This window comes from Haloarcula sp. H-GB4, from assembly GCF_030848575.1.
Lineage (GTDB): Archaea > Halobacteriota > Halobacteria > Halobacteriales > Haloarculaceae > Haloarcula.
Map to the genome: position 1 here is coordinate 904,576 of NZ_JAVDDX010000001.1, position 14,342 is coordinate 918,917.

Annotated in this window: 10 protein-coding genes; 4 read left to right on the top strand and 6 right to left on the bottom strand. The window is 60.0% G+C overall.

What is annotated here, in order from left to right:
- Window positions 1–28: 28 nt before the first annotated feature.
- Window positions 29–2,845, bottom strand: coding sequence for an oligosaccharyl transferase, archaeosortase A system-associated (locus RBH20_RS04820; protein WP_306706083.1), 2,817 nt, complete (start codon window positions 2,843–2,845; stop codon window positions 29–31).
- A gap of 96 nt (window positions 2,846–2,941) precedes the next feature.
- On the opposite strand from RBH20_RS04820, the gene aglG reads away from it, so the two are divergent.
- Entirely contained in the window at window positions 2,942–3,877 is a 936-nt protein-coding gene (gene aglG / locus RBH20_RS04825; protein ID WP_306706084.1) for a glucosyl-dolichyl phosphate glucuronosyltransferase, read from the top strand.
- Window positions 3,878–3,880: 3 nt separating this feature from the next.
- Window positions 3,881–5,074: a glycosyltransferase family 4 protein gene (locus RBH20_RS04830; RefSeq protein ID WP_306706086.1), complete on the top strand. Its 1,194-nt coding sequence runs from the start codon at window positions 3,881–3,883 to the stop codon at window positions 5,072–5,074.
- Here the strand turns inward: RBH20_RS04830 and RBH20_RS04835 are convergent.
- The 3 genes from RBH20_RS04835 to RBH20_RS04845 are packed head-to-tail and all read right to left on the bottom strand — an operon-like array spanning window position 5,062 to window position 9,274.
- Window positions 5,062–6,414, bottom strand: coding sequence for a sulfatase (locus RBH20_RS04835; RefSeq protein ID WP_306706088.1), 1,353 nt, complete (start codon window positions 6,412–6,414; stop codon window positions 5,062–5,064). The genes RBH20_RS04830 and RBH20_RS04835 overlap by 13 nt on opposite strands.
- Window positions 6,415–6,449: 35 nt before the next feature.
- A complete protein-coding gene (locus RBH20_RS04840; protein WP_306706089.1) occupies window positions 6,450–7,892 on the bottom strand; it encodes a polysaccharide biosynthesis C-terminal domain-containing protein in 1,443 nt (480 codons plus the stop codon).
- A complete protein-coding gene (locus RBH20_RS04845; protein WP_306706091.1) occupies window positions 7,889–9,274 on the bottom strand; it encodes a sulfatase in 1,386 nt (461 codons plus the stop codon). The genes RBH20_RS04840 and RBH20_RS04845 overlap by 4 nt, the downstream gene beginning before the upstream one ends.
- Window positions 9,275–9,653: 379 nt before the next feature.
- Here RBH20_RS04845 and RBH20_RS04850 point away from each other — a divergent pair, with 379 nt between their 5' ends.
- Window positions 9,654–10,625 carry an alkaline phosphatase family protein gene (locus tag RBH20_RS04850; protein WP_058996385.1) on the top strand — a complete coding sequence of 324 codons (972 nt, stop codon included), beginning with the start codon at window positions 9,654–9,656 and terminating at the stop codon, window positions 10,623–10,625.
- 1 nt (window position 10,626) lies between these two features.
- On the opposite strand, the gene RBH20_RS04855 is transcribed toward RBH20_RS04850, so the two are convergent.
- Window positions 10,627–11,739, bottom strand: coding sequence for a glycosyltransferase family 4 protein (locus RBH20_RS04855; protein ID WP_306706094.1), 1,113 nt, complete (start codon window positions 11,737–11,739; stop codon window positions 10,627–10,629).
- A gap of 2 nt (window positions 11,740–11,741) precedes the next feature.
- Window positions 11,742–12,317 carry a hypothetical protein gene (locus RBH20_RS04860; protein ID WP_306706096.1) on the bottom strand — a complete coding sequence of 192 codons (576 nt, stop codon included), beginning with the start codon at window positions 12,315–12,317 and terminating at the stop codon, window positions 11,742–11,744.
- 218 nt (window positions 12,318–12,535) lie between these two features.
- On the opposite strand from RBH20_RS04860, the gene RBH20_RS04865 reads away from it, so the two are divergent.
- Window positions 12,536–14,272 carry a carbamoyltransferase C-terminal domain-containing protein gene (locus RBH20_RS04865; RefSeq protein ID WP_306706098.1) on the top strand — a complete coding sequence of 579 codons (1,737 nt, stop codon included), beginning with the start codon at window positions 12,536–12,538 and terminating at the stop codon, window positions 14,270–14,272.
- The last annotated feature ends 70 nt before the right edge of the window (window positions 14,273–14,342 follow it).

Below are 14,342 nucleotides of genomic sequence, written 5' to 3' on the forward strand. Positions count from 1 at the left end.
CAGCCAGCGAACGACCGCTGGGACTCCGCTACGCTCCTGCTTCAGCTGCGTCTTCGGTCATCGGTGCGCGCGATTCACCGCTGGTCTCATTGCCCTGCTGAATCGTTACCGGTTCCAGTTCGACGGTTGCGGCGGCGGCGTCCTGGCCGATGACCTGCCCTTCAGTGACCTCGGTCGCGCCGGTAAAGCCGGTCCGGGTGCCGTTGTTAGCCCCGACTGCGCTGAACTGATACTGGGTCTCGGCACGGACGCTCACGTTCGTGTAGCCCTCGTCAGTCCCCCAGTCGTCGTACCCAGTGGTCGAGTAGGGAACAGTCATCTCGAAGTTCCCGTTCTGATCTGTCTGGGTCCGCTGGCGGTAGACGAACGTCTTGTTCGTGGCCGGGTTGCGCATCTGGACGGCGGTCCGGACTGTCGCGTTCGCCGGTCCGGTCCCTTCAATCGTTGCGCCGGGGACTCGCTCGAATATCTTTGCCCAAGCGGAGGACTGATACCGCGGGTTGTTCGGGAACGCCTCAGTCTCACTTGAACCGACCAGCCGATAGTGCTCCATTGCTGAAACCCGTTCAGATGGGTTGTCGCCGAACCCACCGACCTGTGAGGTCGCGTCTTCTTCGACGTACTGACGGGCCTGCTCCATGCTCTCGAACTGTCGGATGACCCGTCCCTGTTGCTGGCCTTCTGGTTCCTGTTCGTTGGTCGGCGCACCGCGGTACTGACCTCCCTGGCGTGTCTGCTTGTTCTCCCAGTCGACGACAACCGGCTGCGGGTTTTTAGCGCTGCCGTGGAACCGGTACAGCCGAGCGGTCATCGTCTCGTAGTAGGCCTGCTGCTGGAACGTTATCTGTCTGGCACCGCCGTCCTGGGACTGGATGTACATTCGGCTGTAGTAGTCTCCTGGCCCCACGCCGTCAGCGTACGTCGCTGGCGCGAAGAATTTGCCATTGAGGTTGCCGTTGGTTTCAGCCATCTTCCAGTCGACAGCGACGTATCTGGTCTTCGCGTCGTCCTCGTCTGCGCTGTCGAGGATGCTGTTCGCCTGTGTTTCATTCTGTGCGACTAGGAACGGGGCCACAGTCTCAGTTCCCTGCTGGAACGGGTTCGCGTTCGGCACGCGCTCTGCTCTGGTGGTAATCCAGTGCCCGTAGTCCCACCACGACAGAACACCGTACTGCCCTTCCTGATAGTCGAAGTCCTCTTGTCGATCATAGGTGCCATAGTACTCGAGTGTCGCGTCACCGCCGGAGCCGTACGCTCCCTCCGCAGGCGTGTTCCCTTCCATCCACTGCAGGCTCTCGTCCCAGCCCTGAATACTCGGCCCGGGACCGGTCGAACCCGCTTCGACCGGCGTCGTACCGAACGCGAACAGCGGGACGACGATGACGAGAAGTACCGTGAGAATTGTCAGGACCTGATAATACTCGATGCCATCGTCGGCACTGAAATCGAACCAGCGAATAAACCGGCCGACGAACATCCCCGACAGCACTGCAATCGGCGCGACGAGATAGTAGGCGAACCGTCGCTGGGTAAACGTAGCTAGCAGAATGAATAGTGCCCAGACGACGACGAGTAGCTCTTCTGCGGGCGCATCGTTAGAGAGGAACTGCTTTCCGAGCAAAAACAGACCACCGATCGCCGCAACGATGACAGCGAATCCGTGCGCCTCGAATAGGACACCAGCGCCCGGCAGTGGGCTGGCTTCCCCAACAGTGTTGGCCGTTTCACTGGTTGTAAGCCCAATAACCCGCATGACGTTGTTTGTGAAGAAGCTCCACAGATCGGGGGTCAATACTGCCATCAAAACGGCCCCAAACGCGAGGACTCCGAACACAGTCGCCGGATACACGTACTGGCCGTACTCTCGCTGCTCCATGAATCGGGCCAGCCATGCCATGAACACACAACCGAAGCCAACAGCCAACGCCAGCCCCGGCTGTAGCAGCGACTGAGAGGTTGCTGTGATCTCCAGAACGTTGATTCTCGACACACTCACCACGGCGGCAGTCGCCATCGTGATTGCACCAGCGATGGCTGTGTGTTCTGGGCTGCTGTCGTGAACGTACTCCAAACATAGCCGGAGCAGGAAGAAGACACCGAGGATCCCGAGAAGGAGCACACCGGGCGGCCAGACCCAGAGGTACATCGCGATTGCCACACCGGCCAACATGGACCAGCTGATGGTATCTCGGAGTGCATCTATATCTCGCTCGAGGAACTGCTCATAGATCGGCTTGTCCCGCGCGGCGACGCTAACTGCCACCATGACGCCGAGGACTCCGAGTACTTGGAAGAGCGCTTCAGCGACTTGGTGGTCAGAGAAGCCGACGATGCTCCGTCGGAGGAGCGTACCAGTCGAGAATGCGAGTACGGTGACTGCGGTCACCCCGCCGATGCGGTCGCCAAGTCGCCGTCCGATGAGGTACGTCGGAATCGCAACGAGCGTTCCGAATACGGGAGGTGCAAACAGAAGCGTCATTGCAACGGTCTGGTCGCTAGGGGACCCCAGACCGACAATCAGGGCGACCGTTGCGACGATCTGATCGAACAGCGTCCCGAACTGCCCGGTGCTGGTCCCGTACGGGAAATATGTCCAGGGGTCGAACGGCATCGTCGCGGGCCAGTGATCAACGACGTACTGGGTCGAACGGTAGTGATACCAAGCGTCGTTCCCGCTGAAGAGCACTTCGCCGTCAACGATAAAGTTCTGCCAACTCCGGACACGATTCCACAGCATGAACCCGAGCAGTACCAGGAGGACCGGAACGTGGTACCAGCGCTCGGCCCACTCCAGGGCGGACTCGAGTTCGGGGTTGTCGTCAAGATAGCCCCGTGATTGACTCATTGCACGGAAAAACTGCCAAGGCGCGCATAAGCCTTTTGACCTCTATTCGAGCGCAGGATGGAAACGCCTAACAGCACCGGTGGCACACCACCGACCATGCGAGTCTCGGTCGTGCTCTGTACGCACACGATGGAGCGATATGACGACTGTCAAGCGGCGGCCGAGAGCATCTTAGCCCAGACCTACGGCGACGTAGAACTCGTACTGGTCTCGGATGGGAACCGAGAAGTGTACGAACAGTACGAATCCGACTTCGGTGACCGAGACGATGTCCTGACTCACTGTAATGATGCAAACGTCGGGCTGTTAGAGAGCCGGAACAACGGGGCCGAAGTCGCTACCGGAGACGTCGTCGCGTTCATTGATGACGACGCAATCGCTGACGAGGAGTGGGTCGCGGTGCTAGTCGATGCCTACGAACAGCATGACGCGCTCGCGGTCGGCGGCCGGATGACGCCAGCGTGGGTCGCCGGCAAACCCAGTTTCTTGCCGGCGGAGTTCTACTGGCTCATCGGCGTGACCCACCGAGGATTCGGACCGAACGGCGACCCCGACGAACCCGGCGTCGTTCGCAACACCTTCGGCTCGAACATCTCCTTCAACCGGGACGTGTTTCTCGAACTGGGCGGCTTCGACGACGACATCGGCGGTCGACAGGGCGAAAAGAACCTGCAGGGCGGCGAGACGGAACTCTGTGCGCGCCTGCGAACTGAATACGACAAAGGTGTGTACTACACCCCGGACGCGCTCGTCGCCCACAAGATATTCGACTACCGAACTGACCCTGGGTGGCTGTTAGACCGCGCGTTCTGGCAAGGCTACTCAAAACGCGGCATGGAGGTGTTCGTACCGGAATCGACCGGTGAAGAGTCCGATTTTCTCGGCGACCTCCTGCTCCGGTTTGCCCCCGAAAGGATCGGGGGCCTCATCCGCGCTCCCTCTGTAGCCGGCGTGTTACAGTTCGTGTTCCTGTTCGCCCTCACGGCATTCGTTGGCTTTGGCTACCTGTACGGGATGACTGTCTGGAGGTAACAGATGACGGACCCAACACGTCAGCAAAAGTGTGAGACGGAAACACAGGAAGCGGACCTGCCGAACGTCTGTGTCGTCACGCACCCACTTGCCGCGGCCGGCGAGAACGCCACACGGAGCCTGCTGGATATCCTCTCTGCGATCACATCGGTCGCACTCGTGACGGCTGACCTGCCAGTCGATTCTGAGATCCGCGACCGGCACGAACTCGTTGAAGTCACGCGGAAAGGCGCGGGCGACTCCATCGTCACCGCCGCGTTCCGGTTTCTGCTGAACCAACTCCGAATGTGTCGCGTTATTGCTGATCGTGACGAAGACGTGGTCCTGTTTTTCGGCGCAACGTCGTACCTGCTACCCATTATTGTGGCTCGGTTACTCGGGAAGACTGTCCTCGTCGAACCCCGCGGCGACGTGCCGTTGACGCTCCGGCTGAACTGGGAACAGCAGTTGCCCGATTTGGTGGCGGCTGTACTCGCTGGGGCCGTCCGTGCACTCGAACGAGCTGGCTTCGCCGTTGCTCACGGCGTCATCACCTATACGCCGGAGATGGCTCGCCAGCTGGACCTGCATCCGGAAGCTCCGACCGTGTATCCGACAGGGGCGCGCTACGTCCGGACGGACGAATTTCGCGTCCAGCGTCCCTACGCTGACCGCGACCGCGTCGTCGGGTTCCTCGGGCGGCTTGACGAAGAAAAAGGCGTCCGGGAACTGGCAGCAGTTGCCACGCAACTCCCCGACGACATCACCTTCCGATTCGTCGGGGACGGCGCCCTCCGAGAGTGGCTGGAACAGGACCTCGCCGCGGAGATTGAGGCCGGTCACGTGGAATTGACCGGCTGGGTAGACCACGATGCGGTCCCACACGCTCTGAATGACCTCGAACTCCTGATCTTGCCCTCCCAGCCGACTGAGGGACTCCCGACGACTATTCTGGAGGCGCTGGCTTGCGGAACGCCAGTATATGCCAGCCCAGTCTCGGGTGTCCCGGATGTGGTTAGGGACGGAGAGACAGGTTTCACTATTAACTCACGCGAGCCCACAGCACTGGCGGCGGGTATCGAGCGGATTCTCGACAGAGATGATCTGGCAACAATCAGCGAGAACGGACGCGCCCTGATCGAACGCGAGTACAGTTTCGATGCGGCCTGTGAGCGATACCGCGGTATCCTTCGTTCTGTCGCCGGCTACTCGTCGTAACCCAACCGTCGGAGCCGTTCCTTGACATCCTCATCCATGTCCGGGCGCTCGACGTCGTCCGCCTCCGTTGCCCGAACGAGTTGCCGGTGGTCATTGAGCTGTTTGCGGAGCCGCCGCTCCTGAGCTGGATGGTCCTCGATGACGTTCACCTGCTCTTCAGGATCCGCTGTCAGGTCATACAGCTCGTCATCCTTGTCCTCGTGGGCAATGAGCTTCCACTCGGGCTCACGTACGCGGACGTGTTCGTCGCCGTCGTCATCGCGGTAGCCGCCCAGAATCTCGTTGCGATCCCACTCCCCGTCGAAAGCGAGTCGCCGGAGGCTCTGTCCGAACCAGTTGTTCGGCACATCGAGCCCAGCGGTGTCGACGAGCGTGCAGGGCAGGTCAGTCAGCCCGACTAGCTCGTCGTAGCTTCCCGTATCGTCCCAGCCGTTAATCAAGAGCGGGACGTGGTTTTTCACGTCAAGGAGGCGTGCGCCGCCGAAGTAACCGTGCTCGAGGAAGTGGTCGCCGTGGTCCGCCGTCAACGCCATCACGTAGTCGTCTCCCCACGTTGATTTGACGGCGTCCATGAGACGGCCGACTTCTGCGTCGTTGAACCGTATCTCCGCATCGTAGAGGTCGATGAACGTCTGGTGCTCTTCCGGTGTCACTGCCTCGGGCTCCTCAATGAACTTTCGGCGAAGTTGGATCGATTCGTTGTCCGACACCGTTTCGTCCCGGAACTCCCGCTGGTATTCCTCGGGTGGGAGGAACGGATGGTGGACGTCCATGTAATGTGCCCAGACGAACGTCGGCGTCTCATCGTCGCTGTCCTCGATGAACTGAATCGCCCGGTCTGTAATTTCATCGGCCGGGACGTGATAGGACCCGACGTTGAGACCCTGTGAGGACTCGAGGAAATCATAGCCTCGCCTCAGGAGGGAGAGCAGTCTGCCGTCGAGGTTCGTCTTGGCCCACTTGCGGAGCTTCGAGGTAGTTGACTCGTCGGGCGCCGAGTCGTAGAACTCGTCCCAACCCCGGTCGTAGCCGAACTTCCCGGAGACGTAGAGGTTCGAGTGAAACCCGCCGGTGCGGTAGCCGGCATCGTCGAACACTTCAGAAATAAGGGTCTGTTCCTCGGAAATGCGTTCGTGGCCGCCGTACATCATCGGCGTCACGCCCGAGAGGATGCCGGGAAATGAAAAACGGGTGCCGCCGACATGAGAGAAGGCATTCAGGAACGTGCTGCTTTCTTCGGCGTAAGCGTCAATCTGTGGTGTAGTATCTCGCTCGTATCCGTGGTACCCCACATGGTCCGCTCGTAGCGAATCGATAGTAACGAGGAGGACGTTGTTCATGCTACTGCGTCCGCCAGTGGCACAATTAAGGATTGCTATAGTGTCGTTTCCGGCATAAGTAATCGAGCTTTCGCACGGACCCGCGTCGAAATGATTACAAGGACGACAGCGTAGACGACCCCGCCGAAGCCGGCGAGCAGCAGCGTCCCCAGTCGACCCGGGGGCATCAGCATGGCGACGGGGGAGACTGCAGCGGCCATCACCGTGGCAGCGGCGACCTGAGTGCCGAGTGTCCGGTACGGAATTTGGATGGATCCGACGATGTTCCCGAGCACCCAGTAACTGATTAGTGCTCGAAGTAGCGACGACAGCGCGGTAGCGATGGCCGCACCTGTCCAGCTGAATTGCCAGATGAGAACTGCGTTCAAAATCACGTTAGAGGCGATAAAAACCATGTTGACACGGAACGCTGCGTCAGGCCTGTCGACCCCGTTGATGACGTTTGTGAACTGGGAAGCGAACGCGTCAGCAAGATATGCTGCAATGAGGATGAGCAACACCGTCCCGCCCTGGCCGAATTCCGGGCCAAAGAACCGAAGGACCCGTTCGCCGATGATGGCCGCACCGACGAGTCCCGGAATGACGAGGATACCGCTGAACGCCAGTGCCTCGTCGAGGTAGTGAACGATGCGGTCGTAGCCGTCCGCCGTGCTCAGGTCGCTAACCTCAGGAAAGAGCGTCTGGCTGATCGAAGAACTTGCAATCGCAAGCATCGATCCGATACCCCACGCCGCCTCGTAGATACCGATGAGAGATGCACTGACGAAAAACGAGAGAAAGATCGTGTCGAGCCAGCCGAAGACTCGGCCTCGGAGTGCCCCCATCCACGCATACTTGGCGTAGTCGATGAGGCTCCGGAGCTGATCAACGGTGGGCAGCGCCGGCCGCCGCTTACTCAGCAGGAAAGCAGCCCCGGCGGCGATGGCTAGCGACAAGGCGTGGCCCAGCGCGATGCCGGCCACCCCCATCGCCGCCAGAAGCGCCCCGACCTGTAGAGCGGTCCGCGTTACGCGCTCGCCGGCCTTGAGCCACCCTGTCGCAGCGACTCGTTTCTGTCCCTGCAAGCTTCCCTGTGTCGTCCGGTATGCCACTGCCGCGATCAACATCACCACGATCTCCACGTCGTAATCGATGAGGACCCGCATTAGCTCGCGGTTACGGGAGACAATCCCTCCGAGGAGTTCGCCGGCCGCCAAGACGAGGACGCCGAGCACGGCAGTCGTAATCGCGTTGAGCAGGATACCGCCGCCGATGAAACCGGCAGGACTGTCACCCTCGCTAATCCGTTTTTTCATCGCGTTCGCGACAGCGTTACCCGGAATTACCAGCCAAAAGAAGCCCAGCGCGACGATAACAGAATACTGTCCAAGACCGCCTGCACCCAGAACGATAGCAATGAGCCATCTTGCGGCGAAGCCGGCCAGCGTGACGACGGCCTGTGAGACAAAGTGTGAGAAGGCGGTTTTCCCAAGCTTCATTCCATGTAGCCAAGGTCCCGAAGCTGGCGCTGGACCGCACCAGAGAACTCCTCTTGTTGGCCCCCCGATACTGGCTGGCCGTTCGCCTCAATCCAGTCCGCTAAATCGGACTGTAGCGACTCGGCCACCTCTGGGTGCGCCTCACGCACGTCGGTTTCCTCATCGGTTACCTCGAACAGTTCTGAACCTGCTTCGCTCTCCTGATAGCGCCACTCCTCTGTCCGGAGCCCGCTCAGCGTCGCGGTGTGGAACGCTGAGTAATCAAAGTCAGGGTTGTGTGTGAGTAGTTCTTCGTAGGTGTTCGGGCCCCGCTGGGAAACGGCGAACTCACGACCTTCCTCACGGAGGTCGACTCCGATGGTATCTGAACCGTCCACGCCGGCGACTTCAAGCAGCGTCCGCATTACGTCGCTATGCTGGATGATGTCGTCGTCGCCGACGGCTAACGGATCCTCGAGTCCGTCAATAACGAGCGGGACGCGGGTAACGGCGTCGTTCAGGACGTAGCTGTGCGAAAGCAATCCCCACTCGCCGAATAATTCGCCATGGTCGCCCGTAATCACGATGATGGTGTCACCGAGGTTGAGCGAGCGCAAATTCGAGACAAGCTGACCGACCATCTCATCGGTGTAGGCGATTTCCGAGTCGTACATCGCACGCAGGGCGGCCCACTCCTCATCGGTCAGCTCGCAGCCGTTTGCGATGATTTCATCGAGGTTGTAGTGGATCTCGAGCGCACGTTCAGCGGCCTCACGTCCGGACATTTCAAGATCATCAGTAAAGGTATCAAGGTATTTTCCCGGCGGATAATAGGGTCGGTGGGGTTCATTATAATGGAGATAAAAAAAGAATGGCTTGGACTCGGATTCGAAGTCGCCCAGCCATCGCTTCGCAACACCGTTCATCAGCAGTGGCGACGCGTGTTTTGACGTGTCCATCGTCAGCCCGGCCGAGTGGCTCCGGATGTTCCAGAGGTACGAGGCGAGGGTCTTTGCACCGGCCTGATGAATTGTTGAGGACGCGAGCCACTGAAACCGATCGAAGCCGCGGTCAAGATTGGTCGCCGAGCTCAGATAGGAGTTGCGCGACAGGCAGGCCGTCCGGTAGCCGGCGTCTTGGAACCGTTCCGCGACAGTAGTAATGCTGTCAGGGACTGCGTTCCCCTTGATGCCGATATTCGTGTGGGTTGGAGCATAGCCAGTCAAGATGGCGCCACTGGAGGGCAGTGTGGATTTACTGTGAGCGATGCACGTATCGAACCCGTGGCCCGAAGCAGCTATATCGGCCATCTCCGGGGTCGTGTCGCGCTCGTATCCCCCGATCGTCGTGTGATCCGACCGAAGGCTGTCGAGAGTTATCCAGACGATGTTCGGCGTCGACATACGGTATACCGTTGTTGATTTGCCCTCCAGTAATTTATATTCCGGTTCCAGACGGAGAAGGTGGATTACTGACGTATTGTGAGAGCCGGAGGCACACCAGAGAGCATGACGGCAGACACCAGCGCTAGCGAGAAATTTCCTACTGGCTCAGGAAGTGTGCCTCCAGCACGTCACCACGACTGCCGGCGCAACAATATACGAACACCCCTCGAAGGTGGGAACTCGACCACTGACGGCTGTCCCGTGGGTCGAGTTCGAGTCCTCCCAGCCTGAGACGGCCGACGACAGGACTGTCAAAGACCGTTTGGAGACCTTGGGCTATGCTGAGTAGTCAAAGTAAATAAGTATTAAATATACACGTAGCCGAAGTAAGACAATCATGGTGCTGGTCGTTCTTGGTATCGACGCGCTGGATCCGGAGCTGGTAGACCCTGCGGACCATCCGAACCTCACGCTCGATAGCTACCGATCTATCGAGACAATAAACAGCGTTGAAGGGGAGCCAAGTACCCACGAACTGTGGCCGACGATTATCACCGGTCTTTCTCCCGAAGAGCATGGGCTCGAACTCGAGGACGGTGTGGCCTGGGAGAACCCCTTGCTACGGTACGGGAGCGCGGCCGCGAGCTACCTGCTTCCCGACGGGATTCAAACCAGAATTGGTGCGTGGCTGCTCAACAATACCGGCGAAGACGCGTTCCGTGTTCCAGCGACCTACTACCAGAACGAAGGGATATCGACGGTATTCGACGGTCGTGAGGCCGCGACCATCGGCATCCCGAACTACGTTGTCGATCCCGATATCGAGGACCGAGAACACAGCCTTCGGCGGAACCTCGGAGACCTGTTCGAACGCGACCAGAGCGCCCGGGGTGGTCATACCTCATCCGACCCAGTAGCGTTCTACGAGCAGTGTCTGGAGATGTCAATGATTCGCCTCGCCCGGGCGCGAAGAGCACTCAGAGGCGGCCAAAAGAGTCTGGTCTTCGCGTACACGAGCGGACTTGACCTTATCGGCCACGTCACCTACGACCAGCCGACTCTCCAGATGCAGGCCTACGACGAACTCGACGAGTTCGTGGGTGAACTGCGGGATGACCTCCACGAGGACGATGAACTTCTTCTCGTGAGCGACCACGGGCTACAGGACGGCGTCCACACCCACGAGGCAATGGTCGCGGCGACGGACAACCGTCTCGTTGACGATGTCGGGAGCGTACTGGATGTCCGTGCGGCCATCGAGTCCGAACTGGACGCCCACGACCACGACGGCAGCGGCCGCGGGCAGCGACTCTCGATGGGGCAGAATGACGCCGTCACCTCGCAACTTGAAGACCTCGGGTATATGTAACTCAGTCCACTAGCTCGCCGTACAGCTCCCGATACGCGTTCGCAACAGTGCGTATCTCGTACTTCTCTTGGACCAGCTCTCGACCCGCGGTGGCGAGACGTTGGCGTCGTTCGATGTCGGAGGCCAGCGTGACCAGATGGTCTGCGAGACGGGTGGCGTCCCCGGTCGGGTGGAACAGCGCCACGTCGCTGTAGGGCTCGGTGAACGGTGGAATCTCAGAGAAGACAGCCGCATTGTCGGTGGCCAGACCCTCGACGGCCGCGGCACTGAACCCCTCCCATAGCGACGGCATCGCGTAGATGTCTATCTCGTCGAGCATCTTGTAGACGTATCGACGATCGAGATAGCCGAGGAAGTGGACGGCGTCGGTGACGCCGTGTTCTGCTGTGACTCTCCTGAGGGCGTCTTCCTCCGGACCGTCGCCGGCGATGACCAACTCGATAGGGGTGGCCGAGCGGTCGCGGGCAAGAGCGAGCGCGCGGACGAGCGTCGCCTGGTCTTTCTGTTCGGTGAGCATCCCCGCGGTACCGACGAGAGCGGTGTCGTCATCTATGCCGGCCACCTCGCGGGCGCTCCAATCGACTGTTCGACCGGCGTCGATTCGGGCGAAGTCAACGCCGTTTGGGATGAACCTGACACGGTCTTCGGGGAGTAGGATGTCCTCCCAGCGAGTAAACGAGTCGTATACCGCCCGTGAATTACAGACGACGCGGTCAGCCAGCGGATTCGTGAATCCGTTCGCTACCCTCCCCAGTCTGTTGAACCCCTTCCGCATGTTCCCCTCTCGGGATACCGACGGGACCCCGAGACACCGTGCGATGGCCTTCGCGAACGACCCGGAGTGGTTGTGGTGAGCCTGCACGACATCGTACTCGCGGAGTATCGCCGCGGTGCGTCTGACGGTCTGTACGTCTGCCCCGACCGTCGTGTCCGGCGCGTCAAGACAGGTGACACCCACCCGGTCGTCGCCGTCGAAGGACTCGGCGTCGAACCACGCGAGGATGTCCACCTCGGCGTCGGTGTATTTCACTACCGCCGTAGCGATATCGGCTGGGACGCTCGTCTCGCCGACTGCGTTGACGACGAAACAGACGCGTGGGCTGGTCCCGGTCATGTTCACTCTTCGGCGTACCCCAACGCCGCCAGTCGGTCCGAGACGTAGTCGGCGGCCCCGACAGAGGTCTCGGGCTCGAAGACTACCTCCGGCACCGTCACCAGCGGGTCGTTCCAACCGCTATCGTGGACCGAAACGTGCTCGCAGTTGGGGCTTGGCGACCCCTGGTCGGAGTCCGGGTTCGCACAAACATAGGTGGTATCTTCGAACCCCACCGACTGTACGGCCTGTATAAACTCCCACGTCGCACTCGCCGGTGACCGAGCATGGCCGACGACGGCGTCTGTCACCATCTCCGACAGCGTGTCGTACCAACACATATCGGGGATGATGAGTCCGTCCCAATCGACTGCCTCTAACCGTTTGAACAGGCTCAGAGAGCATGTCTCCGGGAGGTCTTTCGAGAGCCACGTCCACGCCGAATAAGTCAACGGCTCCCGTAAAGAGCCGGAGGCCGGTGGCTCGTCAGTTCCAAACAGCTGGTACGTATTGAATATCTTCCCTAGCATTGGTCTACATGGCCGATAGGCTTCAGAGGGCTCCTGACAGACATCGGTTACTGCAGCGAGTGAACTCACACCACGGCCCACTCCAAGCGGACGCTCGCAGTTCGCGATATCAAGCGTCTACTGGCCTTGCCGCAGGAAAATTCTTAACCGTTGTGGTTCAAACCACACGAGAGCGGCGTCTCAGTGTGGCGTCTGACTGCCGAGAGTGCCCGCAAACGGCGGACGACACCGCCGAGGTGGCGAGGAAAACAGAGTGTTTTTTATATTCGTGTTGTAGCCAACTAAGTATGCATCTGGGTATCGTTCCCGCCAATGATGGGTCACATCACGACCCGAGTGCCTGTCTCGTCGAGCGGGGCGAAGTACGGGCATTCGTCGAACAAGAGCGGATGAGTCGGGACAAACACGCCGAGGGGCAGTTCCCGCTTGAAGCCATCGAAGAGGTCCTCTCTATCGCGTCTATCTCTATCCGCGATGTCTCGACGATTTCGCTTTCGCGGAACTACGACAACCGACGGAAAGCGCTTGGCCGTCTCGCCCGTCGGGGGTACAACTCGACAACATCGGGCCGTTTCGAACGGCTCTACGACACTGTCATGTTACCGCTCAAACAGAGCACGCAGTTGACAAACGAGAAACTCCGGTCGCTGACGGCCTCGAAACTGAGCACCCATTTCGACATTGACCAGTCCGAACTCCCCGAGATTCGCTGCCGCAACCATCAACACACCCATGCGACGAGCGCGTTTTTGCCCAGCGGATTCGACGAAGCACTGGTCGTCTCGTTGGACAACTACGGCGGTCACCTATCCGGTGGCGTGTACCACGGTGAGGGGTCTCAACTGCGGATGTTGGAGTCGTTCCCGCGGTTCAACTCTCTGGGTCGGTTCTTCGGTGACTTCACCGCCTTCCTGGGCTTCCGTCGGTCTAATGGTGAAGGGAAAGTCATGGGACTGGCCCCCTACGGAGAACCGAATGAACACATCGGTTCCGTGGTGGAGTCCTACTACACCGTCGAGGATGGGCACTACGATGTCGAGGCGTTGACCTATCGTAAGCCCAGCGACGCTGTCGCGAAACTAGAACGTGACCTCGGGTTCGACCAGCGATACTGGCGCGACGAAATCGAGCAACGTCACAAAGACGTCGCGTTCCACTTACAACGAGCCGTCGAGGACATCGTCTCGCAACTGTCCGAGTTCTATCTCGAGCGCGAGGGCCTGTCGAAGGTCTGTTTGGCCGGCGGCGTCGCACTCAACTGCAAGATGAACAAACGAATTCGGGAGCTAGACGCCGTCGAGGACATGTTCGTCCAGCCTGCGGCCAACGACGCGGGCGGCGCACTCGGTGCCGCTTACATCGACAGCGTCGAGGCAGGCGACAGTATCGCCGAGATGCACCACCCGTACTTCGGGACGGCGTACACCACCGAGGAGGTGACAGCTGTTTGCGATGAACTGAAAGTCGACTACGACGTAGTAGATGACCCACCGGAACGGGCTGCAGAGCGACTCGCCGACGGCGAGCTGGTCGGCTGGTTCCAAGGCGGAATGGAAGGCGGTCCCCGGGCGCTCGGCAATCGGTCGATACTGGCGGACCCGCGGTCACCTGACTCGCTTGACCGCGTCAATCGGTACGTGAAACACCGGGAGGAGTGGCGACCGTTCGCCCCATCGATGCTGCGCTCGGCGGGCGAGCAGTATCTCGAAGGCGAACTCTCGAAGGCCGCACGGTTCATGATAGATACCTACGAGACAACTGCTGCCGCGAGAGAAGCGATTCCGGCGACTCTACACCCGGCGGACGACACCACCCGGCCACAGATCGTGACGGCGGATGCCAACCCCCGGTATCACTCGCTTATCTCTGCGTTCGAGGACCGAACTGGCGTCGGTGCCGTTCTGAACACCAGTTTCAATGACAGCGGCGAACCGATGGTACGGTCGCCACAGGAGGCGATACGGGATTTCTACTCCATGGGACTCGACGTACTGTTCGTCGAAGACGTGATGATCGAAAAGTGACCGAGGGCGGCAATTTGTCTACGGCCACCCACGAGGGCACTGATTGACGGACCAAGCCACTCAGTTCTGG

What these genes read in the sequence shown, in the direction of transcription:
- RBH20_RS04835 (WP_306706088.1), bottom strand. Translation starts at nt 6,414, where the DNA reads ATGAACAACGTCCTCCTCGTTACTATCGATTCGCTACGAGCGGACCAT.
- RBH20_RS04845 (WP_306706091.1), bottom strand. Translation starts at nt 9,274, where the DNA reads ATGTCGACGCCGAACATCGTCTGGATAACTCTCGACAGCCTTCGGTCG.
- RBH20_RS04865 (WP_306706098.1), top strand. Translation starts at nt 12,536, where the DNA reads ATGCATCTGGGTATCGTTCCCGCCAATGATGGGTCACATCACGACCCG.
- RBH20_RS04855 (WP_306706094.1), bottom strand. Translation starts at nt 11,739, where the DNA reads ATGACCGGGACCAGCCCACGCGTCTGTTTCGTCGTCAACGCAGTCGGC.
- aglG (WP_306706084.1), top strand. Translation starts at nt 2,942, where the DNA reads ATGCGAGTCTCGGTCGTGCTCTGTACGCACACGATGGAGCGATATGAC.
- RBH20_RS04840 (WP_306706089.1), bottom strand. Translation starts at nt 7,892, where the DNA reads ATGAAGCTTGGGAAAACCGCCTTCTCACACTTTGTCTCACAGGCCGTC.
- RBH20_RS04830 (WP_306706086.1), top strand. Translation starts at nt 3,881, where the DNA reads ATGACGGACCCAACACGTCAGCAAAAGTGTGAGACGGAAACACAGGAA.
- RBH20_RS04820 (WP_306706083.1), bottom strand. Translation starts at nt 2,845, where the DNA reads ATGAGTCAATCACGGGGCTATCTTGACGACAACCCCGAACTCGAGTCC.
- RBH20_RS04850 (WP_058996385.1), top strand. Translation starts at nt 9,654, where the DNA reads ATGGTGCTGGTCGTTCTTGGTATCGACGCGCTGGATCCGGAGCTGGTA.